General features: G+C 60.3%; 22 protein-coding genes. 17 read left to right on the top strand and 5 right to left on the bottom strand.

Features of this window, described 5'->3' with window-relative positions; all coding sequences use genetic code 11:
* Nucleotides 1-12: 12 nt before the first annotated feature.
* From AC0VX3_RS09615 to AC0VX3_RS09655, 9 genes are all read left to right on the top strand, one after another.
* Nucleotides 13-1,491: a hypothetical protein gene (locus AC0VX3_RS09615; protein WP_475524522.1), complete on the top strand. Its 1,479-nt coding sequence runs from the start codon at nt 13-15 to the stop codon at nt 1,489-1,491.
* A gap of 192 nt (nt 1,492-1,683) precedes the next feature.
* On the top strand, nt 1,684-3,657 hold the full coding sequence (locus AC0VX3_RS09620; RefSeq protein WP_475524523.1) for a collagen-like domain-containing protein: 1,974 nt from the start codon (nt 1,684-1,686) through the stop codon (nt 3,655-3,657).
* A gap of 30 nt (nt 3,658-3,687) precedes the next feature.
* Nucleotides 3,688-3,954, top strand: coding sequence for a TylF/MycF/NovP-related O-methyltransferase (locus AC0VX3_RS09625; RefSeq protein WP_475525159.1), 267 nt, complete (start codon nt 3,688-3,690; stop codon nt 3,952-3,954).
* 554 nt (nt 3,955-4,508) lie between these two features.
* Complete coding sequence (locus tag AC0VX3_RS09630) at nt 4,509-4,724, top strand: DUF7940 domain-containing protein (RefSeq protein WP_475524524.1); 216 nt, start codon at nt 4,509-4,511, stop codon at nt 4,722-4,724.
* The gene (locus tag AC0VX3_RS09635) at nt 4,714-5,178 is read left to right on the top strand and encodes a lysozyme (RefSeq protein WP_475524525.1); all 465 of its coding nucleotides are present in this window, start codon (nt 4,714-4,716) and stop codon (nt 5,176-5,178) included. Before AC0VX3_RS09630 ends, AC0VX3_RS09635 begins: the two co-directional genes overlap by 11 nt.
* Nucleotides 5,175-5,522 (top strand): hypothetical protein, encoded by a 348-nt coding sequence (locus AC0VX3_RS09640; protein WP_475524526.1) that lies wholly within the window; start codon nt 5,175-5,177, stop codon nt 5,520-5,522. The genes AC0VX3_RS09635 and AC0VX3_RS09640 overlap by 4 nt, the downstream gene beginning before the upstream one ends.
* A gap of 230 nt (nt 5,523-5,752) precedes the next feature.
* On the top strand, nt 5,753-6,007 hold the full coding sequence (locus AC0VX3_RS09645; RefSeq protein ID WP_475524527.1) for a hypothetical protein: 255 nt from the start codon (nt 5,753-5,755) through the stop codon (nt 6,005-6,007).
* Nucleotides 6,008-6,180: 173 nt separating this feature from the next.
* Entirely contained in the window at nt 6,181-6,780 is a 600-nt protein-coding gene (locus tag AC0VX3_RS09650) for an FMN-dependent NADH-azoreductase (protein WP_475524528.1), read from the top strand.
* A gap of 884 nt (nt 6,781-7,664) precedes the next feature.
* On the top strand, nt 7,665-8,732 hold the full coding sequence (locus AC0VX3_RS09655) for a DUF2336 domain-containing protein (protein ID WP_475524529.1): 1,068 nt from the start codon (nt 7,665-7,667) through the stop codon (nt 8,730-8,732).
* An 18-nt stretch (nt 8,733-8,750) separates the two neighbouring features.
* Here the strand turns inward: AC0VX3_RS09655 and AC0VX3_RS09660 are convergent, their stop codons facing one another.
* A complete protein-coding gene (locus AC0VX3_RS09660; RefSeq protein ID WP_475524530.1) occupies nt 8,751-9,377 on the bottom strand; it encodes a LysE family translocator in 627 nt (208 codons plus the stop codon).
* A 59-nt stretch (nt 9,378-9,436) separates the two neighbouring features.
* On the opposite strand from AC0VX3_RS09660, the gene AC0VX3_RS09665 reads away from it, so the two are divergent.
* Nucleotides 9,437-10,285, top strand: coding sequence for an extensin-like domain-containing protein (locus AC0VX3_RS09665; protein WP_475524531.1), 849 nt, complete (start codon nt 9,437-9,439; stop codon nt 10,283-10,285).
* A 72-nt stretch (nt 10,286-10,357) separates the two neighbouring features.
* Nucleotides 10,358-11,578 carry an alanine racemase gene (locus AC0VX3_RS09670; protein WP_342891872.1) on the top strand — a complete coding sequence of 407 codons (1,221 nt, stop codon included), beginning with the start codon at nt 10,358-10,360 and terminating at the stop codon, nt 11,576-11,578.
* Between the two features lie 123 nt (nt 11,579-11,701).
* Here AC0VX3_RS09670 and AC0VX3_RS09675 read toward each other — a convergent pair whose 3' ends face one another.
* Nucleotides 11,702-12,157: a BA14K family protein gene (locus tag AC0VX3_RS09675; RefSeq protein WP_475524532.1), complete on the bottom strand. Its 456-nt coding sequence runs from the start codon at nt 12,155-12,157 to the stop codon at nt 11,702-11,704.
* A 209-nt stretch (nt 12,158-12,366) separates the two neighbouring features.
* Here AC0VX3_RS09675 and AC0VX3_RS09680 point away from each other — a divergent pair, with 209 nt between their 5' ends.
* Nucleotides 12,367-13,125 (top strand): HugZ family pyridoxamine 5'-phosphate oxidase, encoded by a 759-nt coding sequence (locus AC0VX3_RS09680; RefSeq protein ID WP_475524533.1) that lies wholly within the window; start codon nt 12,367-12,369, stop codon nt 13,123-13,125.
* A 36-nt stretch (nt 13,126-13,161) separates the two neighbouring features.
* On the opposite strand, the gene AC0VX3_RS09685 is transcribed toward AC0VX3_RS09680, so the two are convergent.
* From AC0VX3_RS09685 to AC0VX3_RS09695, 3 genes are all read right to left on the bottom strand, one after another.
* On the bottom strand, nt 13,162-14,916 hold the full coding sequence (locus AC0VX3_RS09685; RefSeq protein ID WP_475524534.1) for a methyl-accepting chemotaxis protein: 1,755 nt from the start codon (nt 14,914-14,916) through the stop codon (nt 13,162-13,164).
* Between the two features lie 250 nt (nt 14,917-15,166).
* Nucleotides 15,167-18,751 (bottom strand): hydantoinase B/oxoprolinase family protein, encoded by a 3,585-nt coding sequence (locus tag AC0VX3_RS09690; RefSeq protein WP_475524535.1) that lies wholly within the window; start codon nt 18,749-18,751, stop codon nt 15,167-15,169.
* Nucleotides 18,752-18,956: 205 nt separating this feature from the next.
* Nucleotides 18,957-20,411 carry a glycosyltransferase family 39 protein gene (locus AC0VX3_RS09695; protein WP_475524536.1) on the bottom strand — a complete coding sequence of 485 codons (1,455 nt, stop codon included), beginning with the start codon at nt 20,409-20,411 and terminating at the stop codon, nt 18,957-18,959.
* Nucleotides 20,412-20,628: 217 nt separating this feature from the next.
* Here AC0VX3_RS09695 and AC0VX3_RS09700 point away from each other — a divergent pair, with 217 nt between their 5' ends.
* The 5 genes from AC0VX3_RS09700 to AC0VX3_RS09720 all read left to right on the top strand — a co-directional run bounded on the left by AC0VX3_RS09700 (nt 20,629) and on the right by AC0VX3_RS09720 (nt 24,551).
* Nucleotides 20,629-21,624 (top strand): TRAP transporter substrate-binding protein, encoded by a 996-nt coding sequence (locus AC0VX3_RS09700; protein WP_475524537.1) that lies wholly within the window; start codon nt 20,629-20,631, stop codon nt 21,622-21,624.
* A 71-nt stretch (nt 21,625-21,695) separates the two neighbouring features.
* The gene (locus AC0VX3_RS09705; protein WP_475524538.1) at nt 21,696-22,253 is read left to right on the top strand and encodes a TRAP transporter small permease; all 558 of its coding nucleotides are present in this window, start codon (nt 21,696-21,698) and stop codon (nt 22,251-22,253) included.
* Nucleotides 22,253-23,557 (top strand): TRAP transporter large permease, encoded by a 1,305-nt coding sequence (locus tag AC0VX3_RS09710; RefSeq protein WP_475524539.1) that lies wholly within the window; start codon nt 22,253-22,255, stop codon nt 23,555-23,557. The genes AC0VX3_RS09705 and AC0VX3_RS09710 overlap by 1 nt, the downstream gene beginning before the upstream one ends.
* A gap of 28 nt (nt 23,558-23,585) precedes the next feature.
* Complete coding sequence (locus AC0VX3_RS09715; RefSeq protein ID WP_475524540.1) at nt 23,586-24,134, top strand: winged helix DNA-binding protein; 549 nt, start codon at nt 23,586-23,588, stop codon at nt 24,132-24,134.
* 78 nt (nt 24,135-24,212) lie between these two features.
* Nucleotides 24,213-24,551: an ArsR/SmtB family transcription factor gene (locus tag AC0VX3_RS09720; RefSeq protein ID WP_475524541.1), complete on the top strand. Its 339-nt coding sequence runs from the start codon at nt 24,213-24,215 to the stop codon at nt 24,549-24,551.
* Nucleotides 24,552-24,554: the final 3 nt, after the last annotated feature.

Genomic DNA, 24,554 nt, shown 5'->3' on the forward strand with positions numbered 1-24,554 from the left:
GGGTGAACACTCTTGGCTAGACTGGAAAAATTCAGAGGACCGGAGAGCCTTTCCGCGATCCGGGATCCACAGGTTGTCGCCGATACGGCGGTGGGGACCGCGACCAGCGGGCTCGGCCGGCAGATCCGGCAATCCGCCGGTCAGGCCGGACAGCTGGCGCAACGCCTTCGCATGCGCCAGGACCAGATCGATGGTCTTGAAACACAGCGGGCCATCCGAAAAATCGATGCCGGATTGACCCACCGGGAAGCCGAGACCCGGCAAACGGTCCCGCCCGGCGCGACCGGCTTCACCGAAGCGATGCTTGCGCATCTGGAACAGGACGGCATGGCCGCGCGCGAGGCGCAGCCGCCGCGGCTCCGGGACCGCCTCTCAAGTGAACTGAACAGTCGGCGCGAGGCCTATGTGGCGCGTTTCGCGGCGGCAGAATACGCCGACAATCTTCAGTATTTTCGAGATGGCATTTCCGAAGTCCTGGAGACACTGGTTACCGGTGTTCGGGAAAAGCGAGAGCCGTTCGACGCCGCCGTTGCGACCATGACCGGTCTTCTGGAAAGCTCGCCCTTGCCGACAGAAGAAAAGGCAGGGCTGCTGCAATCCGGCAGAAATGCCATCGGCGAGGCCTGGCTGCGGTCCTGGCCCGCCAGGGAGCGTCTCCTGTTGCTGCACAGGCCGGGCACTGAAGGCGCGCAAGATCCGGCGGACGGCGCCGGCCTGCCATCCGGAGCCGATTTGGAGACCTTTGCCACAGCAATGGACTTGCCGCCGCACGTTCTGGGCCGTCTTGATGCCGAGGCCCGGGATGAACTGGCGGAGGACGATGTGAACGAGGAAGACCGGATCGCCGCGCAAATCGCGAAAGAGGGGCGTGGGTTCGATCCGGACATCATCCATCACAACCGGATCCTGCAGGCGGAACGCAGGACGGCGCTGCTGGAGATGCTGGAAGAGCAGAGCCGGGAGGAGGACAAGAGCCTGGCCGCGGCAGACTGGGCCCGCGAGGCGGCGCCCGCGAATGCGGCTTCCAGCGAAGACCGCCGGAATGCGGACCGGGCCTTTCACCGCCTGACCGAGGCGGGCACGGCTCCGGGCGTGGTGGCGAGAACACTGCTGCGCAGAAAAAAGCTGTTGCCGCCCACCTTTACCGCCGGCCTGGAAAAAGAGCTCCGAAGTCCGGATCCGGACAACGTCCTCAAGGGGCATGAAGCCCTGACGGACCTGTTCCGGATCGACCCGATATCCGTGCATATGGGCGCGTCGGGCCAGGCACTGAGCGATGCCCGGGCCAAGTGGCGGATCCTCACCGGTCCGAGGGGCATGAGCAGGGCCGAAGCGGCGCGGCAACTCGCCGAAGCCAATGACCCGGCACTGCGCGCGCGGCTGGAAGACAGGTTCCGCAAGCGGAGGCCGGACGACCGGATGGCTCTCGTCGACGCCGCGGAAATTCTGCGGCGGCTGGGCGGACAGGAAGCCAGCGCGCGGGACGGCTGAAGGCGGTCTCCCGCACGGTTCGCCGGCGCGGCGGAACGGCGTATTTTCGCCGTATGATCACTGTGCGCGATGATGTCTTTCCGTCTCCGCCGCAAAGGGAAAACTTCGACACCAATCAACGCGAGACTTCCGGGGGCCCCCGGCAGCCATCGCTCATCCGGCGGTCCGGCGCCTGAAGGAACGGGTCAAATCATGACAGTAGCAAACTTATCCGAAGGCCGCGTCCAGATCCTGGGCGACGGCGTGACCAACCGTGTCGACTTGCCGTTTCAGTTTGTCGATGAAACCAACCTTGAAGTCGTCCATTCGGATACAGAGGGAAATACCGAGGTCTGGGTCTACCAGCAAGGGCCGGGCAACTGGTTCTTCACAGGCGGCGCCTTTGCGACGGGCACGGTGTTTTTCGATCCGGAAGCGCTGCAGCCGGGAGAGAAACTGACGGTGCTTCTGGTAAGCGATTTCCGCCAACCCTACAGCCTGGCAGGTGGCGAGATCGATCCGGCGATCATGGAAAAAGCCATGGACCGGAGCGCCATCAACATGCAGTCGCTGGCGACACGGGCGCTTCTGGACAGAAATGGCGGTTTCAACCTGGAAGGCCGGCGGGTGATCAACGGGCTGGAGGCCGCCGATAACCAGGACCTTCCCACCCTGCAACAGGTGCTTGAAATCGCGTCGCTGCCGGGGGCGCAGGGACCAAAGGGACCGGTCGGCGATCAGGGGCCGCTCGGACCGGCCGGATCGCAGGGACCGGAAGGACCGCAAGGGCCGCAAGGCGAGCGTGGTCCCCTGGGTTACGAGGGGCCAAGGGGACCGACAGGACTGCAGGGACCGGAAGGCCCGCGCGGATCGGAGGGGCCGGCGGGGCCGACCGGGGGGCAGGGGCCGATCGGGTCCCAGGGGCCGCAGGGACCCGAAGGGCCGATCGGCAAGTCCTTCGACCCGGATGCCTCCGGACTGACCGTGGATCGGGGAGCCTTCGATGCGGAGCCGGCGAACTTCTCCTTCCTCGATGTCGAGACCGGGACGGTTTACTTCAAACTGTCCAACGGGATCGGGACGTGGTCGACGGGGGTTCCTTTCGGCCGGGGTCCGCAAGGGCTGCAGGGCCCACAGGGTGTTCAGGGTCCCGCAGGCCCTCTGGGCATGAACCACCGTGGAACCTGGTCGAGTTCGGTTGCCTATGCGGTCAAGGATACGGTTTCCAGTGACGGATCCTACTATATTTGCGTGGCCGACCACACGGGTGTTCAGCCTGAAGACGCGGCGGTGGAATGGGATCCGGTGACCGCAAGGGGAGACCGCGGGCTGCAGGGGCAACAGGGCGTCCAGGGACCGGAAGGCCCTCAAGGGGGGCAGGGGCCCGAAGGCCTGCAGGGCCCCAAAGGGGACACGGGAACGCAAGGGCCGACCGGTGCGCAAGGGCCCCAGGGGCCGCAGGGGGACCCCGGGCTGATCTACCGGGGCATGTGGTCCTCGGGGGAGACCTACAATTCCGACGAGACGGTCACCTACAATGGGTCGGCTTATATTTCCCTGACGGTCAATGTTGCCCGGAACCCGAGCACCTCACCGGAAGACTGGGGGCTTTTGTCCCTGAAAGGGGAGACCGGTGCGATGGGCGCAACCGGGGCGCCCGGGCCGCAGGGACCGACCGGTTCCACCAGCTACAATGCGGGAACGCTCGATGGGCTCGACAGCGCGCAATTTCTTCGCGCCGACACGTCGGATTCGATGGCCGGCAGCCTTACGATCACAGGCAATTTCTCGGTCCACGGAAATACCTATACCGGCAAGAACGGTGGCGGGGACAGCTGGCACTATTTTTACGATGACAACAGCAATACCTGGAGGAGCCTGGGGTGGGACGACAGTTCCAACAGTTTTGTTATCGAGGAAAACGACGGGGGGCTTCACAAGGTCGCGCTGGTGGACACACAATCAAGCACGGGGGCAACGAATTTCCCGATTGGTCATGTTTTAATTGCGTCATATGGAAGTATCCCAAGCAGGAATATGACGAGAGGGATCTACCTTATTTCGTCAAACAATGATCAATATATTGATAGTTCTCACAGTGGGTCAAAAAGCTCTCAGCTTTCTGGCACGTGGCGTTCACGTGGTGTTTCTGGAGAAAAAACAGCTCTTTGGGTGAGGGTCGCATAACATTTTTCGCCATTCCCCAATGCGAAGCTGATTCAGGGAGCGCTCCCGGGGACGCTTGCGCTCGCTCCCCTGGACAAGATTGCGTATCTTTCAGTCGACCTTAATCACGCGAAGTACGAAAAAGAAGTTATTGAAGAGCTTTGGGACAAGCTTTCGAGATCCGCGATTGTTCTTATCGATGATTATGCATTTCAATCAAATGAAGAGCAGTACGAGATGTGGAATGAGTTCGCGTCTAAAAAGGGCTGCTCGATATTGACCATGCCCACCGGGTCTGGAGTGCTGATAAAGCCGTAGGCTTTTTCGGCAGACGATTTTCAATCATTCGGTTCAAAGCGAACCGCACACGGTGATCCCGGGCTCAACACTCTTGGGTGTGGGACGGGGTTGCGCGTTCTTCGTCGTTCTTCCGGCCAAGCCAAGAGCAATCCGGGATCGGGGAACCGTGTGCTTTTGCCATCGCGGGCGTATTTCCGAAGGCCAGTTACTGCCCCGGGGCCGGTGTCTTTTTACGCCGCGTCCCGGATGGCGATCTGAAAACCAGATTGCAAAGCGTAATCGCCCACCAGGCGGTTTCAGATTGCTGACAACCCGCCCGGGTCAATCAGGAAAGTCTGCAGCGCAGCTGCATGCCAGATCAGCAAACCAGATGTATTGCGCGCCAAAGGCGCGCTCTCATTTTCTAGAATCACAATCGTTTACCTGGATTCCGTGCTCGCTAACGCTCGCGCTTGCGCGCTGGGTTCCGGATCGGCGTGCAGCCTTGCTGCACTTGTCCGAAATGACGGGCTGAGGGTTTGTCAGCAGTCTGAAACCGCCCACCTGGCGGTTTTGTTTCGGGAGCATTTTTCATGAAATTCATTACTGACTGGCGCCAGGTCCTGGGCAGGGCCTGGAGCGTGCGGCTGATGCTGCTTGCGGCGTTCCTGTCCGGTGTGGAGGCCGTTTCTCCGTGGCTCGGAGGTTTTCTGGAGCCCGGGCATCTGGCGCTGTTTTCCGCCCTGGCCACCTCAGGTGCCTTCGTAGCCCGTTTTCTCGCTCAAAAGGATTTCGATCATGAAACGTAGGACCCGCCTTGCCGGGGCCGTGGCGGCGGCCGCAATCGCGCTTGTGGTGAGCTGGGAGGGTCTCCGTCTGACAGCGTACCGGGATGTGGTCGGCGTTCCGACCGTCTGTTACGGCGAAACCCTGGGCGTGCGGCTTGGGGATAGGCACACGAAGGCGGCATGCGATCGGATGCTGCTTGCTTCGCTCAAGCGCCACGAAGCCGGCCTGCGTGGCTGTTTGAAGCGGCCCGATCGCATACCGGTAAAGAGCTACGTGGCCTTTGTCAGCCTGACATACAATATCGGTGTTGGCGCCTTCTGCCGGTCAACCGCGCGTAAACGGCTCAATCGCGGGGATTTCAAGGGCGCGTGCGACGCGGCAACCTGGTTCAGGAAGGCCGGCGGGCGGACACTGCGCGGCCTGGTCAACCGGCGCACAGCGGAGCACAGGCTCTGTCTGGAGGGCCTGCGATGATCGGACTGATCCTGCAGAGCCGCACCGCATGTGCGCTCCTTGCCGTCACCGCCGTTCTGGGAAGCTTTTTCCTCTGGCACACGATCGATCGAACAAGCGCGGTGCGCAGGGCGGTGGCGGAATATGTCGCAAAAAACGAACTTATGGCCGCGCGGGCGCAGCTCGTCGAAACCAAGCGCCGGAAATCCGTGTCGGACAGAGCGCGAGAGCACCTGCAAACCGAAATCGACAAGGCCACGGCGCAGGCCGAAGCCGCAATTGAGGAATTAGAGCACTATGTTTCTGCTGTCGAGGACACTTGCGTTGTCCACCCTGGCCTTGTTGAGCGCTTGCGCGACCGCTGACGACCGGCTCAGCCGTTCCGCCTCGCAAACGGGCCATCTGGAAGCTTCCAGACTTCTGCCGGCGTATCCGGGCGACTGCCGGAAGAGGGAGAGGTCCGGTGTCAGGATCGCGGAGCCGCTGGACGTGGCCCTGTTGCGGACCGACCAGGCGCTGGGCCGCGCCAATGCGAGGCTGCATCGGTGCGGCGCGTGGTACGACGATGTCAAAAACGGATATGGAGGGAGGCGAGGTGACTGAACAGGAACTGCACGAACTGGCCCGAAACAGCGGCAGGGAAGGTGGCCGGGAAGTCGCTCAGGAGGTGTTGCGTGCGCTCGGCATCGATCTCGAGCAGCCTCTGGAAGCCCAAAAGGACATGCATTTCCTGCGGGATCTGCGCAAGGGAACTTCCAGCGTCAAGGGAAAGATCATCAACACGGTCGTCGGGGCGTTGGCGCTGGCCGGTCTTTACAAGCTCTTTTCAAGTGTCAAGTGGGGCGGCTGACCAGGGGCTCGTGCCGCCGCCACCGGCAAAGGCCGTGTCGAAGCCTGTTGGCGGCTCTCGAGTGGCTTGACACACTGTTCAGTATTTCATGCCTAGAAGGCTCTCCGACTGCTGATTACCTCTGGATCACGAACAACATGCCGATATTCGGCGGTCAGTGATTGGAGCAAATCATGAGCAATCCAGAGAATACGATCCTTCAGGTCAATGCTTCGGCGCGCAAGTCCGGTTCGGTGACGCGTGACCTGTCGGACGCGCTGGTGACGGGTCTGCTGAGCAAGACGCCGGAAGCCAAGGTCATCAGCAGGGACGTTTCGCAGGGCCTGCCGTTCCTGGATGAAGACTGGGTCGGCGCGACATTCACGGCCCCGGCTGAACGGAGCGCGGACCAACGCTTGAAACTGGCGCTGTCAGACACGCTGGTAAGGGAACTGAAGGCCGCCGACACGATCGTCATCGGCACGCCGATCTACAATTTTTCGGTTCCCGCTGCGTTGAAGGCCTGGATCGATCTGGTCGCACGTGCGAGGGAAACCTTTCAGTATACGGAAAATGGTCCCGTCGGGTTGCTTCAGGGCAAGAAGGCCTACGTGATTGTTGCGTCCGGAGGGACCAAGGTCGGCTCCGAGATTGATTTCGCGACGACCTATCTCGGACATGTGCTCGGTTTCATGGGCATTACAGAAGTCAAGATCGTGGCTGCTGACCAGTTGATGCTGGATCCGTCCAAACGGGAGGCGGCGCTGGCCGAAACGCTGCAGATTGCGGCCTGATTCCGGATTTCCCGACCAGCTCAATGACCGGGATGGAATACATGCCGGTCATCAGAGTAGCCGTGGTGGTCAGGTCGTTGCTCGTGCCCGTGTTTGTCAGTTTCTGAGCCGCGCGAAAGAGCCCGGAATCAGGAAATGCATCCAAGGGTTGTATTTCAAAGGTGCGGCGAACGCATAGTACAAGAGCGATACGCGACGGTATTCCCACTCAGCCGGATGAGTTTCTGCGGGTCTTCGACGCGCTCTCTGCAAGGCATCGCTGCCGGCCAGCACCTTCTGGTGCGGCTGGCCCGATTTTTTGTGTATTCTTTTTATTGAAATTTTTGCCCGCATTGCCCGTGCAGGGGCCGGTTTTAGTCCGTTTTGCCTGTTGGCTCAGATGAAACCAACCACGATTGCAGCCAAAAAAGCGAAAGCTGCAAGAAAGGCAATCACATTCAGGTTCCGTACAAGGGTCATATGTCCGCTCCCGATTACCTCTGTCTGACCGAGGAATGTTAGGGCAGCGTCGGCGGGAAAAGAAGCGAAAAATATGCTGCATTGCAATGACGCAGTGCAGTTTCCGGTTGTGCCGTTTTGAGATTTGTTAATTAAGATATTGATCATAAACGAGACCGCCCGGGTGACGCATGCGACAATTTTTCTCCGGCTAACTTCGCCCCGGCTAATGAAAACCCGAACCAACGATGACCGTGAGCGCGTCGAGATGGTCAAGCACGCCCTCGAAGCAGGAGCCCGGCTGGCCCGGTAGGCTACTGTTAAGGGGGGAATGGTAGGATCCGACGTAGCGCGATCAATGCGTTGGAGTGACAATGGTTAATCTTGCAAAACTGACAGACTTGGCCAGAGACAGCAGCGCGACAGGCCGCAAAAGCTTCGTAGGCATGCTGACCGATCTTTTTGTCAGCTCCGGCAAAGAACGGGACGAACAGATAAGCCTTCTTTTCGGTGACATTGTTCTCAAGGTTCTGGGCCAGCTGGAAGAGGAAACCCGCGTCATTCTTTCGAAGAGAGTGTGCCACGTCGAGGAAGCGCCCCGTGAGCTGATGGTGAAACTTGCGCAGGATGAAATTTCCGTCGCGCAGCCCGTCCTTGAAAACTCGCCGGTTCTGACATCCGAAGACCTGGTCAAGATCGCAACGTCCGCGTCAATGGAGCATCTGGGCGCGATCGCCTGCCGCGAATCCGTTTCTGCGGAGGTGACGACGGTCCTTGTGGATCGGGGCGATGCCGCGTTGCTGAGCAAAGTCGCGGAGAACAAGGGCGCTCGATTTGCCGATGCCTCCTTTTTGCAACTGGTTGAAAAGGCACGCTCCGATGAAACCATCCAGGCCGCGCTGGCCAACCGCGCGGACCTGCCCGAAGATGCCGCTCAGGCGCTGCTGCCACTTCTGACCGAAGAACTGAAGGAACGCATCAGTGCGCTCGGCGCGGACAACTCCCTTGTCCACCTGCTGGCAGGGCGCGCTGCGACCGAAGTTGCCGCAAGGACGCACAAGCTTGAAGATGCCCGCGAAAAGTCCAATGCCCTGATCAAGGATGTGGTCGCCAAGAAGATCAAAATCGACGATGTCGTTTCCCAGTTCGCACGGGCCGACCAGACGGCGGAACTGGGCATTCTACTCGCCAAGCTGAGCGATCTGCCACCGGCAGCTGTCTCCCAGTTGCTCTTTACCGCCAGCGACAAACCCCTGATCATCCTGTGCAAGGCCAACGGCGTTTCCGCGGAAGCCTACAAGGACATTCTGACCATGCGGGCGCGCCGCCTGGGCATGGGCGGGCTCGAACTCAACGCTGCGATCCAACGTTATGCAGCGCTGAGCGAAGCGGGGGCCAAACGTTCTCTGGAAACCCTCAAGCAGACAACCGGTTCATTCGGAACAAGTTCTGAAAAGGAGGGTGCCGGCGAGGCGCCGGTAAAGAAGAACATTCCCTTCGCCTCCAGTCGCTGACCTGTCTTCGAAACCGCCCTAGCTGCTGCTTTTCTGCAAGGTTGCCGTCATGGCGGCAGCGGACACCAGGAAGGCGCCGCCGACCTTGTTGACCAGGCGCAGAAGCGACGGGCTTGTCAGCTTTCTGCCGAGGAAGGCGGCCGCCAAAGCGTACACCGCGGCATTCAACACACCGAGCACGACAAAGGTCGTCCCCAGCAATGTCAACTGGGGCAGGACCGCGGCTTGCGGCGCGATGAAATGCGGCAGAAAGGCCATGAAGAAGATGATGCCTTTCGGGTTCAATGCGGTGACGATGTAGGCGTGCCAGAAGATCTTTCTGGCCGGGACCCGAGCGACCTGGTGAGCGCCGAGTGCCTCAGGGCGACTGCGCCACATCTTGATGCCGAGCCAGACCAGATAGGCCGCTCCGACCCATTTCAGCAGGCTGAATGCGGCCGCAGATGTGGCCAGAATGGCACCCAGCCCCATGAGGGAGGCGATTGCGGCCGTCGCATCGCCAAGTCCAACGCCCATGACTGTGGCGAAAGCGGATCTGCGGCCCTGGGTGAGGGCATAGCTGACGACAAGCATGATCGTCGGTCCGGGGATGGCGAGCACGACAAGAGTTGCGACGACATAAGCCGCATAGAGTTCAAATGTCACGGGGACCGTCCTTCAAAAGTGATCGCCGACCATAGACCTGCGCTTTCGAATCTTCAATCATGACCAGGCAGTTCAAGAGCCGGGCAGTTCAAGAGGATGAACGGAAGCCGATGCGGAAGACATCATGGAGAATTGTGGGTGCCCTTGCCGGTCTCATCTGGTTGATACCGCAGGCGGGTAGAGCAGCGCCGGTGCCGGAAATGAAGCCGCTCGGCAGCGTCGGTCAGACGCCCTTTGTCGAAGGGATCGATATCCCGCGTACCAAGCCGAGGTCGGAGCCGGGGCCGGAACACCAAGATCGCGCCGGTCGTCAGCCCAAAAATGCACAGGCTCGCGGCTCATGCGTCATTCCAGGCGCTCTTTTCGAAGACAGGGAACCGTTTTCCGGTGACCGTGCTAACAGCCCGGCCCAGGACGAGGACAAGGGGTGCGGGATCGCCGAACCCGTCGGGATGATTGGTGTTCGGCAAGGGAGCGTTGAAGTTGCCTTTCCCGGTCCGGTGCTGCTTTCCTGCGATTTTTCGAAAGTGGTCGCGGATTGGCTTCTTCTTGATGTCCTGCCCGCCGCCGACGGCCTTCTGGGGACGCAGCCCGTTCGCGTTGGAAGCGGACCGGGTTACCAGTGTCGCAGACGCAACAATCAGCCGGACGGCAAGTTGTCGGAGCACGCGCTTGGCAAGGCCATCGACATTTCCGGCTTCGAATTCCAGGACGGGTCCAGTATCTCCATTGATGAGGACTGGGGTCGTCAAGGTGCGAAAGGACGATTTCTCAAGCGTATTCATACGGCCGCCTGCGAGCGGTTCACTACTGTGCTCGGCCCCGAAGCCGATCCGAACCACAAGTCCCATTTCCATCTGGATATCGGCTGTCATGGCCGCGATTGCACCTACATTATCTGTCAATAGGTCATTCCCGTGTTGCAATACAGCCAGAACATTGTTCCCTTGAGGTGCTGACAACCAACGCCGGAACCGCCCATGGAACGCTATGAAACCGCTGTTGAAGCCGCCCTCGAATTGCGACCCGATCAGCCTGTCTACTGCTTCCGGCCCAAGGTGTTGCAGCAGGATGCACAGCAGTTTCAAAGCCTCTTTCCCGGCAAAACCGCTTACGCGGTAAAAACGAACGGCGAGCCCTTTGTCCTGAAAGCCCTTGCCAAGGCGGGGATCGACTGTTTTGACGTTGCGTCGCCGGCCGAATTCGCCGCTGTGCGCAAGGCCGCGCCCAAGGCGGAAATGCTTTACATGCATCCGATCAAGGCGCAGTCCGATATTCGTCTTGCGCTCGAGGAATACGGGATCCGGACGCTTTCGCTGGACCATGAGGACGAAGTCGCCAAAATTCTGAGGATCGTTCGCGCCCTGGATATCGATCCAGGCAGGATCAGCCTGTTCGTGCGCATCGCCACGAAGGGGCACGCGGCCTATGAACTCTCCAAAAAATTCGGGGCGGCGCCGGGACATGCGGTCGAACTGCTCAAGCGCATCCACCGGATCGGCTTCAAATGCGGATTGTGTTTCCATGTCGGCAGCCAGATCGAGGATCCGGAAACCTACGAACGCGCCCTGGCATCCGCGGACTGGATAAGATCGCGGGCAGGTGTGCCAATCGTCGAACTGGACGTGGGCGGCGGATTTCCCGCAGTTTATGGCCATGATCCGCGGCGCAAGGTTCGGGAAATGCCATCGCTCGAGGATCTCATGGGCCAGGTCAAGACGGATATCGCCGACTGGCAGTTTGATGACATGCCGCTGGTGGCGGAGCCCGGCCGGGTGATTGTGGCGCGATCGATTTCGCTGATCGTGCGTGTCCTGCTGAAAAAGGGCCGCCGGCTCTACATCAACGACGGTATCTGGGCCTCCTTGTCGGACAGCTGGACCGGCAAGATCACCTTGCCGGCGCGGTTCATTCCGGACCCCGCCAGAAGGACCCGTTCCGGGCAGGCCGACAAGATTGTCCCCTTCAAGGTCTGCGGAGCGACGTGCGACAGCGTTGACATCCTGTCCCGTCCGTTCTGGTTGCCGGAGACCGTCGACACCGGTGACTGGATCGAAATAGGACATATCGGTGCCTACAGCCTGTCACTGCGCACGCGGTTCAACGGTTTCTACCCGGAGAAGGTGATCGAGGTCAGCACACCGTTTGAGGCCGGAGAAGCCCCGGAGGGGTTCGCGTCGATCGAGACGATGGCGGATTGAGCGTGCCGTGAAGGCCGCGAATGAATGTGCGGCCGCAAGCAGGTAACCAGTCGGGCTGGCAGGCTTCTTGCGGCCGCAAGTTCATGGGGGCCATTGGGGCCCGCAGCCGGATTGGTGCCCGGTCTACTGGCAGAAGCGCTGTTCGCCGCCATAGGTCGTGTAAGTGCCGGTGGACGAATTGAACGAACGGAACTTGGACGAACAATACTGATACCAGGCCGGGCTCCACGGCTGGTAACCGACGGTGCCGCTGACACGGCCAGGGTAGGGGGCCTGCGGATAATAGTTGGCCGGCGGCGGGGCAGCGTGGCTCGGCCGGCTGGTCGCGCCAAGAAGGATGGCACCCGCGGCAAGGCCGATGACGCCGGCGGCAACTGCAGCGCCAACATTGCCATTGCCTTTATGATTCCTGTTGGGCGGCTGGGCCTTGTGATGCTTGTGTTTGCGATGGGAGCCATAATTCTTGTTGTGGCCGCCGCGATTATCCTGCCAGCCGTTTCTCGGTCCGGCTTCTGCAGTGGCGACTGTCGGCAGGAGGAGCGCGCCTGTCAATGCGGCGGCAAGAATGCGTTTGCTCATGCTGTTCATCGTCAATCTCTCTTCGAAGGCGCGCCATTCGTGAGTGGCGCCGTTGCTGATGGGGGGAGATTGACACGCACGGTCTGAACCGGTTCTGAGATGTCCGTTCATCTGATGTTCAGATTTGCGGTGCGGGTTCGGGCGCGTATTATGCTGCCGGAAACCGGTTGCCTGATTGCCGGTGATCTCGACCAGGAACAGGGAACAATGTGAATACAGAAAACAAATCCGTTATTCGTTCGACTGATGACGAGGCCCGCCTTCTGGCCAAGGGGCTGATCCGCTCCGCAAGGTTCGGTGCTCTTGCCGCGCTCGAAGCCGGGAGCGGGCATCCGCTGGCCAGCCGGGTCTCCGTCGCAACGGATCTTGACGGAACTCCGGTCATTCTCACGAGTACACTTTCCGGTCACACCGCCGCCATTCTCAAGACCCCGGCCTGTTCCCTGCTTGTCGGCGAACCCGGGAAGGGCGACCCTCTGGCTCATCCCCGGACCTCGCTTTTCTGTAACGCCGAGCAGGTGGAACGAGGAAGCCCGGTCCATGACCGGCTGCGCGCGCGATATCTGGCGCGTCACCCGAAGGCAGAGCTCTATGTCGATTTCGGTGACTTTTCATTCTTCCGGCTGGAGCTTCTCCGTGCCAGCCTGAACGGCGGTTTCGGCAAGGCATTCGAGCTGACCCGGGAAGACCTGCTGGCACCCGTGAACGATCCGGAGCATTGGGCGGCGTTCGAGACGGGCGCCGTGGCGCATATGAACGAGGACCACCGGGACGCGATAAAGCTCTATGCCGAAGTGCTGTGCGGGGCGGTGGACGCCAACTGGCGCCTTGCGTGTCTCGATCCCGAAGGGCTGGACCTTGTTGCGGGAGACCGGATTGAACGGCTCTGGTTTACAGAGCCACTGGACGATCCCAAGGACTTGCGGCCAACGCTTGTTGCTCTGGCTCTGCAAGCCCGCAACGAATGAGCCGGTTCTGCCGCAATAGTCCTCCATGCCTGCCTGTCACGCAGCGCGCAGGTGCCCGAGAAAGTCGTTCAGGCCTGTCCGAATGGTGCCGATATGGCTGGAGACCTCCTGTATTCTGCCTACGACCTCTATTACCTGTTGGCCGGAGGTCCGGGCTGCACGGTTGACTTCGGAAATGTTCAGGGAAATGTCTTCACTGCCACTGGCCACATGGTTCACATTCATCGCGATTTCCGAGGTGACAGCATTCTGTTCCTCGATTGCCGAGGCGATGCCCGAAATCTGGTCCCTGATATCGGTCATGGATCTGACGACGGTCATGATGGACTGAGAACAGGATGCGGCCCCGGATTGCACGCCGCTCAGCTGCGATCCGATCTGGCCGGTCGCCTGGCCGGTCTGATTGGCGAGAGCCTTGACCTCCGAGGCCACGACGGCAAAGCCTTTGCCCGCTTCGCCGGCCCTGGCTGCCTCGATCGTGGCATTCAGGGCCAGAAGATTGGTCTGTGAGGCGATGTCACTGATGAGATTCAGGACATCGTTGATTTCGTCGGCCGAGGCGGACAGGCTTTCGACGGTGTTGCAGGATGTTTCCGCCTGTTCCGACGTCTGGGTTGTCGAGGTATTGGCCAAGATGATCTGGCGACTTATTTCCTGAATGGAGCTTGCCAGTTCCTCTGAAGCGGCAGCAACGGACTGAACGCTCGTGGTTGCCTCCTGCGCGGCCGCGGCGACCGTGTTGGCGCGTTCTTCGGTATCCTGGCTGTTTCTTGCAAGCTGGTCCGTACTTTCCGACAACTCCTTCAAGGCGTCGGTCACGGTGTCGCAACTCGACATCAGCAAATTTTCCAATTCGTCAGCCAGCCGTAGGCGCGTTTCTCTGCGATCTGTCTCGGCCTGCAACTCTTCCTCACGCGCCTGTTCCTGAAGCCGCTTCATTTCTATCGTATTCACGCGGAACGTCTCAAATGCTTCTGCAACTTTGCCGATTTCATCCCTCGACCGAACGACGACCTCCACCTGCGTGTTGCCTTGGGCGAGTTCGAGCAGGCCGTTGGAGACCTGTCCGAGAGGCCTGGAAATCATGTAGCGGGCAAAAAGCACGGACCCGACGCCACAGACAATGAAGGTCGCCAAAGCGATGAAGATGATTTGCAGGAGCGCCTGTTTCTCGTGGTTTTCGGCAGCCACAGCGGCTTCATTTGTAAAGCGTTCGATCTCCTCCAGAAGCGCGACGAGTTCTTGATCAAGCCGCTCCTGTTCCTCTTCCATCAGCGCGAGCAGGTTTCCTGCTTCTACGAGTTCGTTTTTTTCTATGAGATGCAATATCTCTTCGACATGGGCCTTGTATTGGGCGTACTCGACTTCGATGCGTTTGAGTTGCTCGACGGCATGCAGAAACTCCTTGCGCTCCGCTTCTGTGGTTGAATGGTCGAGAGCGAACTGGGCCAATTTCTCGGCTTTCAAGATTTCTTCGCCTACCTGGATCTCCAGTTTCTGCACGGTTGCTTTCAGGGAATGCAGCGCTGTGGTCTCATCTTTCGCGTGAACCCCGGCAATCCGCACAATACGCTCCAGAAGCACTGCCTGTTCCAGCTGATGAGTGGTTACGTGGCTGATGGCTTCAGTGAGCGGGATGTCCTTTTCAGCAATATTCGCGAGTTCTTTCCCGATTGCGTTCATCTGATAGATTGCGACCGCAGCAACAATCACGAGACCGCTGCAAAGCGTCGCAACGAGTACGAGAATTTTGCCAGATACAGAGCTGGCAATCGGGTTTGTCAAATGCATTCGGGCAACCTCGATTGAAATCGGATCCGGGATTGCCAATCTTAAGTTGTGCTTGGTTGAAAAATTGGTAAATATGCTTTCCTATAAGAAGAAAAAAGACCTTTTAAGTAGAATTTCCAGCGGCAGGATTGCGGAATTACGCAAGGGAATAGGTGCCGTTGTGGTAACGTTTGGAACGAAGTCCTGTATAATAAACCGCGCCCGGAGGCGCGGTTTGTCGTTTGATTCTTCAATTGCAGCCTGACGGCAGTCAGGCCTTTCCCCATCCGCCGGGTGTCGGTGTGATGACCGTTACGGCTTCGCCGGTTTCCAGTATGGTCTGGTCACAACCTTCGAGTTGTTCGACGGTCCCGTCCAGTCGCCGGACTTCCGTTCGGCCAAGCTCGCCGTCTTCGCCCCCTTCAAGACCCTTGGGCGGCACGGTGCGGTGCGAGGCAAGGATGGCGCAGTCCATTTTTTCCAGGAACCGCAATGTCCGCCTTGTGCCGTCACCCGCCGACCATTTGCCTTTGCCACCGGACCCTTTGCGGATATGAAAATCCTCCAGAAGCACCGGGAAGCGGAATTCCAGCACTTCCGGGTCGGTCAGGCGGGAATTCGTCATATGGGTGTGAACCCCGTCGGTGCCGTTGAAACCCGGCCCTGCCGGCGAGCCCGAACAGATGGTCTCGTAGTACTGATAGGTGTCGTTGCCGAAGGTCAGATTGTTCATCGTTCCCTGTGCGTTTGCCATGGCGCCGAGTGCGGCAAAGACGGCGTTGGTGACGTGCTGCGATGTTTCGACGTTTCCGGCCACCACGGCGGCCGGATAGGTCGGCCGCAGCATGCAGCCGTCGGGAATGATGATGTGAATCGGCTTCAGGCAGCCGGCATTCATCGGAATGTCGCCGTCCACCATCACCCGGAAACAATAGAGGATCGCGGCGCGGGTCACCGGCTCGGGAGCATTGAAGTTGTTGGGCTTCACATCCGAGGTGCCGGTGAAATCGACGGTAGCTTCCCGCTTTTCCTTGTCGACGGTGATCCTGACCTTGATCACGGCCCCCTGGTCCGTCGGATATTCGTATTCGGAATCTTTCAGCGCCTCGATGACCCGGCGCACGCTTTCTTCCGCGTTGTCCTGGACGTGGCCCATATAGGCCTGGACAACTTCCAGGCCGAAATGGGTCACCATCTTCCGGAGTTCCTGAATGCCCTTTTCATTGGCCGCGATCTGGGCCGACAGGTCTGCGACATTCTGGTGCGGATTTCTGGCAGGAAAGGCGTGATCGGTGAGAAGCTCAACAAGATCGGCTTCACGGAAATGGCCCTGGTCGACAATCTTGAAATTATCGAAGAGAACACCTTCCTCGTCGACATTTGTTGCTCTCGGGGTCATGGAACCGGGCGCAGAGCCGCCGACATCGGCATGATGGCCGCGTGACGCCGCCCAGAACAGGATTTTCCCGCCCTCGTCATCGAACACCGGCGAAACAACCGTGATGTCGGGCAGATGGGTTCCACCGTTATAGGGAGCGTTCAGGGCAAACACGTCGCCCGGTCTGATCTTTCCCTTGTTGAGCTTGATGACGGTTTCGACCGACCGGTCCATGGAACCAAGATGCACGGGCATATGCGGGGCGTTGGCCACCAGGGCACCGTCGGCGTCGAATACGGCACAGGAAAAGTCCAGCCTCTCCTTGATGTTGACCGAATAGGCCGTGTTCTGGAGCGTTACCCCCATCTGTTCGGCGATGGACATGAACAGGTTGTTGAACACTTCCAGCATGACCGGATCGGCCTTTGTGCCGATTGCCTCGGACCGTTTCAGCGGGACGACCCGCTTCAGGATGACGTGGTCCTTGGCATTGATTTCCGCTTGCCAGCCGTTTTCCACCGCGATGGTCGCATGCGGTTCGACGATCACGGCCGGTCCGGCCACCTTCATGCCCGGCCTGAGCACATCGCGTTTGAATATGCCGGCTTCGTGCCAGGCGCCTTCGGAATATACAGGCATCGTTGAGGCTTGCGCTGCGATATCGGAGGAAAGGCTGAAGTCGCGCTCGACAAGGCCGGCACCGCCGCCTGCGGTTTCAACTTCAAGCGCTTCGACAACAACGGGCTTGTTCTCGTAGGCGAAGCCGAACTGATTATGGTGCGCGCGCTCGAAGGCGGCGCGCATTTGCGCAACGCCGCCGAGCGGCACGGGAAGCGGTGTGTCGGTGCCGTCATAGCGCAGATGTGCCGTTGCCGTTGTCTTTCGGGCATCGGCCGGAATGGCCTGCTGATCGAGTTCGGCTTCCGTCTGGCCGGCAAGCTGGTTCCGCAGGGTGTCGAGTTCCGGCAGCAGGTCTTCGTTCAGTGTCCTGACCACGGCCTGCTGGCGGTTGGCCCTGATATCGGCAAGGCCCATTCCGTAGGCCGACAGAATGCCGGAGAACGGATGCAGGATCACGGTCTTCATTCCGAGACTGTCCGCGACACGGCAACCGGTCTGGCCACCCGCGCCGCCGAAACAGGTCAGCGCGTATTCGGTGACATCATAGCCGCGCTGGACGGAAATCTTCTTGATCGCGTTGGCCATGTTCTCGACGGCGATCTTGAGGAAACCGTCGGCGACCTCGGCCGGCGAGCGGCCGTCGCCGATCCTGTCCGCCAGTTCCGCAAATTTGCTGCCGACAACCTCTTCGTCGAGCGGCTGGTCCCGGTTGGGTCCGAAGATCTTCGGGAAAAAGGCGGGCGACAGTTTGCCTGTCATCAGGTTGGCGTCGGTGACCGTCAACGGCCCGCCGCGCCGGTAACAGGCCGGGCCCGGATTGGCGCCGGCAGAATCAGGGCCGACCTGAAAGCGGCCATCCGCGTAATGCAGGATCGAACCGCCGCCTGCGGCCACGGTATGGATCATCATCATCGGCGCGCGCATGCGCACACCAGCGACTTCTGTTTCAAAGGCGCGCTCATAGTCGCCGTCATTGTGGCAGACATCGGTGGAGGTGCCGCCCATGTCGAAGCCAATGATCTTGTCGTACCCGGCCATTCGGGAGGTCTCGACCGCGCCCACGACGCCGCCGGCAGGGCCGGACAGGATTGCGTCCTTGCCCTGGAACAGGTCGGCAGCGGTCAGGCCACCGGAGGACTGCATGAACATGAGCCGAGGCCCGCTGCCGAGTTCCTCGCGGACCTGGTCCACATAACGGCGCAGGATCGGGGAGAGATAGGCATCCACTACCGTGGTGTCGCCGCGTCCCACCAGCTTCATCAGCGGTGAAACCTCGTGAGAGACCGACACCTGAGGGAAGCCGATGTCTTCGGCGATTTTCCTGAGGGCCTGCTCATGGGCCGGATAGGCATAGGCGTGCATCAGCACGATAGCGATCGACCGGATGCCATCCTGCCAGGCCGCCTGCATCTCGCGCCGGGCCTGATCTTCATCCAGCGCTGTTTCCATCGTCCCGTCCGCTCTGACACGTTCGGTAATTTCGTGCACGCTTTCGTAGAGCAGTTCCGGTTTGATGATTTCCTTGGCGAAAATGTTCGGCCGTGCCTGGTAGCCGATTTCAAGGGCGTCACGGAATCCTCTGGTGATGAACAATGCCGTCCGTTCGCCCTTGCGTTCCAGCAGCGCGTTGGTGGCGACGGTCGTGCCCATCTTCACGGTTGCGACCTTGCCGGAGGGAATCGGCGCGTTTTTGTCGATGCCCAGAAGATCGCGAATGCCCTGGATGGCGGCATCGCGATAAGCTTCGGGATTTTCGGAAAGGACCTTGTGAGGATGCAGGGTCCCATCTGGTGCGCGTCCCACGATATCCGTGAAGGTGCCGCCGCGATCGATCCAGAAATCCCATCTGCCAGTCATAATCTTCCCCCTGTTTCCGCCGGCTCGCCCTGTGTGCAGGGCTCATCGCCGGTAGTTCGCATTTCCGGTTTGTGATCTTACATTTACATTTTATCGATAAATTGTCGATGAAAAAAATTACAAGACGTCTTTCGGCGGCTTTTCACCTGGTTGAAACGGCCGTACAGGGCAGGGAATTCCACGCACGATAAAGGGGAAATCACACTTAGTCGGACACGCTTTTTTCAAAGAGCGACAGGCCGCTGGCTCCCCAGCCAAAGCGCCGTGCGACGGGGGCAGGCTGAACGATGCCGAATGCCGCCCTGGCCTCCGCCGTCTCGTGTTCGTTGCTGTGAACGATCAACAGCCAGCGGGCTCCGGCCGTGCCCTGATGTGCGAGCGTGTTCCGGTCGGATGCCGGAGCGAATGCTTCGGGTTCGCGCAGGTAATAGGCAAGGGCCGGTGCGGCAAACCCCTTGTAGAGGACCAGGCGGTCTTCGGGATGGCGGCGCTCCAGATAGTCCTGGACGATCAGGCGCCACTCGGGTCTGACCTTTTCCCGGAGCGTGAACCTGAGTTCCGGAAATGTCAGGACCAGGGCCGCCGCGAGAAGCGCCAATGGTGCGATATGCGGCAGCAGGCGCCGGGCCGCCATGGCGGCCAGCAGAAGCAGGCCGGGCCAGGCCGCAATCAGATACCGGTCGAACAGGATCGGCTGAACCAGCACGGAATAAAGATAGGCCAGCACCGGTGGCCCCGCCGTGTAGGCGGCGCAGACAAGATCTTGCCGGTGGCTCCCGGTGCGAGCAGGCCTGCGGGCCGCGACCAGTCCGGCAACAAGCCCGGTCAATGCCAGACCGGCGAGCAGGCTGAAGAAGGACAGCGATCCGGAGATGTTGAACACCATGGTCTTCAGGAACGGCAGGTCGGGATAGGCAATCCAGAAGCCTTCCTGCGCGACGGACCGCGCCCGGCTTGTCAGGATGAGCAGCCATGGAAGAAAGGCAAGGGTGCTTGCGGTCATCGCGGCACAGGCGAGGATCGCGCCGGAGGTTTTGATCGGTTCCCGCCGGATCAGGTCGCGGAACGCGAAGGCGGCGCAGACGAGACCGACCGATGCGAAGCCCGGAAGGGCGTAGATATGGGTGTAAAGGAAGGCGGTTCCGGAGATGGCGAGCGCCAGCAGCGAGGCCGCACCGGGCTTGCGCAGCACTGTCAGGGTCGCCAGCAGAAACGCAAGGCCGGTCGCCGCCAGAAGCGCATACATGCGTGCTTCGGTCGAATACCATATGTGAAAGGGGGAAACGGCGAGCAGCGCCGCTGCCAGCAAACCCGTCCACCTGTCACAGACAAATCTGCCGAGCAGGTACATCAGAATGACCGCGAAAAGCCCGAACAGGGCCGACGGCAGCCGGAGAGCCGTCTCGCTGTCGCCAAGCACCGGCATGGTGAGCCACAGGACGATGTTGTGAAGGGGCGGGTAGTTGTCGGATGCGACCGATGACAGAAGCCCAGCCAAGGATCCGCGCGATTGGCTCCAACTGACGGCTTCGTCGTACCAGAGGCTGGTTCGGTTGAGCCCGGGAAGCCGGGCAAGCGCCGCCACGCCGACAATGGTCACCAGAAGCAGAAGGTTCAGGTACCTGCGGGTATGAAGACGTGCGGCGGTTTTCAGCCCCAAGATTGTTCCTCCGATTTGGTGCGCGAACGCTAGCCAATTCGTCAGGGAGAGGAAAGCAGGTTCTGGCGGGCAGGCTTGTTCGCAATTTATCGATAAATTGTTGATGGTTTCAGGATACGAGTCTATTCTTCAGGTGGATGTGCTCCGCCTGGTGTTCACAGAAGACACACGGACCAGCATCCCGATGGGCAACGCCCGTTTCCTAGAGGAGAATATCATGCTGCAATCACGTTTCCTGAACCGGGCCGGACTCCGTCTGGCCGCCGCCACCGCCCTTGGACTGGCAGGTGTGGCTGCCGCTGCCGCCGAAACCAAGTGGGACATGCCGACGCCTTACGGCGACAGCAACTTCCACACCCAGAACATTGCCGCCTTCGCCAAGGATGTGACGGACAAGACCGACGGCTCCCTGACCATTCAGATCCATTCCGCCGGCTCGCTTTTCAAGCATCCGGAAATCAAGAATGCCGTGCGCAAGGGGCTTGCGCCGATTGGTGAAGTGCTGGTTTCGCGCCTGTCCAACGAAGATGCCGTGTTCGGGGTCGATTCCGTGCCGTTCCTGGCGCCGTCCTATGACAAGTCCTGGAAGCTCTACCAGGCCTCCAAACCGGCCCTGGAAGAAAAGCTTGCCGCACAGGGACTGCAATTGCTTTACACCGTGCCGTGGCCGCCTCAGGGTGTTTATGCAGAGAAAGAGGTCACCCAGGGCAGCGACCTGAAGGGACTGAAGTTCCGCGCCTACAACGCGGCGACCGAGCGTCTCGCGCAACTTGCCGGAGCCGTTCCGACCCAGGTTGAAGTGCCGGACATTCCGACCGCTTTCTCGACCGGCCGCGTCGAGGCCATGATCACGTCGCCGTCCACCGGCGCCAACTCCAAGGCCTGGGATTTCCTGACCCACTATCATGATACCCAGGCCTGGCTGCCAAAGAACATGGTCATTGTAAACAAGGGCGCCTTCGACAGCCTGAGCGAGGCTGAACAGGCCGCGGTGCTCGAGGCTGCGGAAATCGCCGAAAAGCGCGGCTGGGAAGCTTCCAAGGTTGAAACCACGACCAAGACCAAGATGCTTGTCGACAATGGCATCACTGTTGTCCAGCCGAGCAAGCAGCTGATCGAGGATCTTGCCGTGATCGGAGAGACCATGTCCGCCGAATGGCAGGAACAGGCCGGTGAGACCGGCGCGGCTGTTCTGGAAGCCTACAAGAACTAAAGCGAAGTTGAAAACGCCGGATCTCCTGATCCGGCGTTTCATATTCTCAGTTGCTCATCCGGGGGAAGCCGATGCGGAAGGCTCTGAACGCGCTCTATCAAGCGTCTACGGTACTGGCTGCGTGCTGTCTCGCGGTCATCGCGTCTCTCGTGGTCCTTCAGGTGCTCGGGCGCCTGCTCGACGGTGCGAGGACATTTCTCGGGCTTGATCCCCTGGGGCTCCTTGTCCCCTCACTCGCGGAGATTGCCGGCTTCCTGCTGGTAGGGGCATCCTTTCTTGCCCTGGCGGGCACGTTCCGGAACGGCGACCATATCCGCGTGTCGATGCTGCTGCAGTCCGCTCCGCCCGTGCTGGCGCGCTTGCTGAACATCTGGGCCGTTGCCGCCGCGTTGGGACTTGCTTCGTTTTTCAGTTGGAACGCCGGTTGGCTTGCCTTCGACAGCTACGTCTACAACGAGGTTTCCTTCGGCATCATTCCAGTCCCGCTGGTCTATCCGCAGACAGTGATGACCCTCGGGCTGGCCGTGTTCACCATCGCCCTTCTGGATGATCTGATCCTGCTGCTGACCGGCCATGCGCCCAGTTTTGAAACGGTCGAAAAATCCGATCCGATCGAGGGGATGGAATAATGGACCTTTCGCTCATTGCCTTCCTGCTCGGCCTCGGCATGCTGGCGGCGCTTTTCACCGGCCTGTGGGTCGGCGTTGCCCTGTTTTCGGTGGCACTTGCCACGATGATGATTCTTGTCTCCGTTCCGGCCGGCCCGGTCATGGCGACAACCGTATGGGGGGCCGCCAACTCCTGGGATCTGACCGCGCTGCCGATGTTCATCTGGATGGGCGAGATCCTGTTCCGGTCGAAGCTGTCTGAAGACATGTTCGCCGGCCTGTCGCCCTGGATGCGCAATCTGCCGGGCCGGCTGCTGCATGTGAATATTCTCGGATGCGGGGTGTTCGCCGCCGTGTCGGGATCCTCCGCAGCAACGACTGCCACCATCGGGCGCATGTCCCTGCCGGAACTTGACCAGCGCGGCTACGATGAGCGCATGGCGATCGGTACGCTTGCCGGTTCGGGAACGCTTGGCTTGCTGATCCCTCCCTCAATCATCCTGATTGTCTATGGTGCGGCGACCGAACAGTCGATCGCACGGCTCTTCATGGCCGGGGTCCTGCCGGGCGCGATGCTGTGCCTTCTGTTCATGGGCTATGTCGTGATCTGGGCGCTTTTGAACCGACACAAGATGCCGCCGAAGGAAGCGCCGGTGCCATTCCTGGAACGGCTCATGGCCACACGGCGCCTGTTCCCCGTGATCGGACTGATCGTCGGTGTGATCGGCTCCATCTATGCCGGTCTTGCTTCGCCGACGGAAGCGGCCGCCATCGGTGTGCTGCTGTCGCTGCTTTTGTCCTGGGCAAGCGGAACACTGAACCGGACCAGCTTTTCCGAGGCCCTGATGGGGGCGACGCGCACGTCGTGCATGATCGCCTTCATTCTTGCAGGAGCTGCCTTCCTCACCGTTGCGATGGGATTTACCGGCATCCCGCGTGAACTGGCGGCCTGGATCGGGGCCATGAACCTGTCGCCATATGCTCTCCTGATCGCGCTGACACTGTTCTTCGTGGTGCTGGGATGTTTTCTGGACGGCATTTCGGTCGTCGTGCTGACCACGTCGGTCATCCTTCCCATGGTGGAACAGGCAGGCATCGACCTTATCTGGTTCGGCATCTACCTGGTGCTTGTCGTGGAAATGAGCCAGATCACACCGCCGGTGGGCTTCAACCTGTTCGTTCTTCAGGGCATGACCGGGCACAATATCTTCAAGGTCGCCGTCATGGCGCTGCCTTTCTTCCTGTTGATGATCCTAGCCGTCGTCCTGATCGTGGTGTTTCCGGACTTGGCACTGTGGCTGCCGCAGACGATGCTGAGCAACTGAATGTGAAACCGCGCTGGAGATCTCGACGATGACGGATGAATCCGACCCCAGATCCGGTCAGAAGGGCGTTACGCCGATCGGACCGGTGGTTTCCGCCGCGCACCTGGCTTCCGGTGCGATGCCGGCTCTGTCCGAGGTCGAGTTCGCGGTCACAATGATGGTCAATGCCTATCACCGCTGGATGGTCCGCTGCATGGCGGCCAGCGGCTCGGAAGGGCTGGGGCCGCTGGACGTGCTGGTGCTGCATTCGGTCAATCACCGCGGCCGGGCCAAGACGTTGTCCGACATTTGTCTGGTGCTCAATATCGAAGACACCCATACGGTGACCTATGCCCTCAAGAAGCTGGAGAAGGCGGGCCTGATCGCGTCCGGGCGCAGGGGCAAGGAAAAGACCGCCGGGATCACTGCGGCAGGCGAAACCGCCTGCATGGAGTACCGGCGTCTGCGCGAAGCCCTGCTGGTCGAACCCATGAAGGCGCTGGGCCTCGACGAAGGCGAACTCTCGCGGCTTGCTGCAACGCTTCGGCTGGTTTCGGGAAATTACGACCAGGCGGCCAGGGCTGCCGCCGCGATGTAACCCCCATTGTTGCTTCGGAGGCGTGATCGCGCGGCCTCTTTTTGTTGAATAATCCAAAATTTCTTGTAATATCGAAATATGGAACAGCAGGAGGCCATATCCGCGCTTGGCGCATTGGCGCAGGAAGACCGTCTGGCGGCCTTCCGGCTGCTGATGGCTGCGGGATCGAACGGGTTGCCGTCGGGAACGATTGCCGAGCGGCTGGACATTCAGCCGACCCGGATGTCGTTCCACCTGACGACGCTGGACCGAGCCGGTCTGCTGACCACGCGGCGGGAAGGCCGGCATATCCACTATGCCGTGGACCACGACCGGATGCGGCACCTCCTGACCTTCCTCATGGAAGACTGCTGCGGCAACAATCCGGCCGTATGCGGCTTTCCTGCCGATGACCAAACAAAGCCTGAAAGTGTGTGACAG

This window comes from Roseibium sp. QJM3NY_11 (assembly GCF_056173175.1).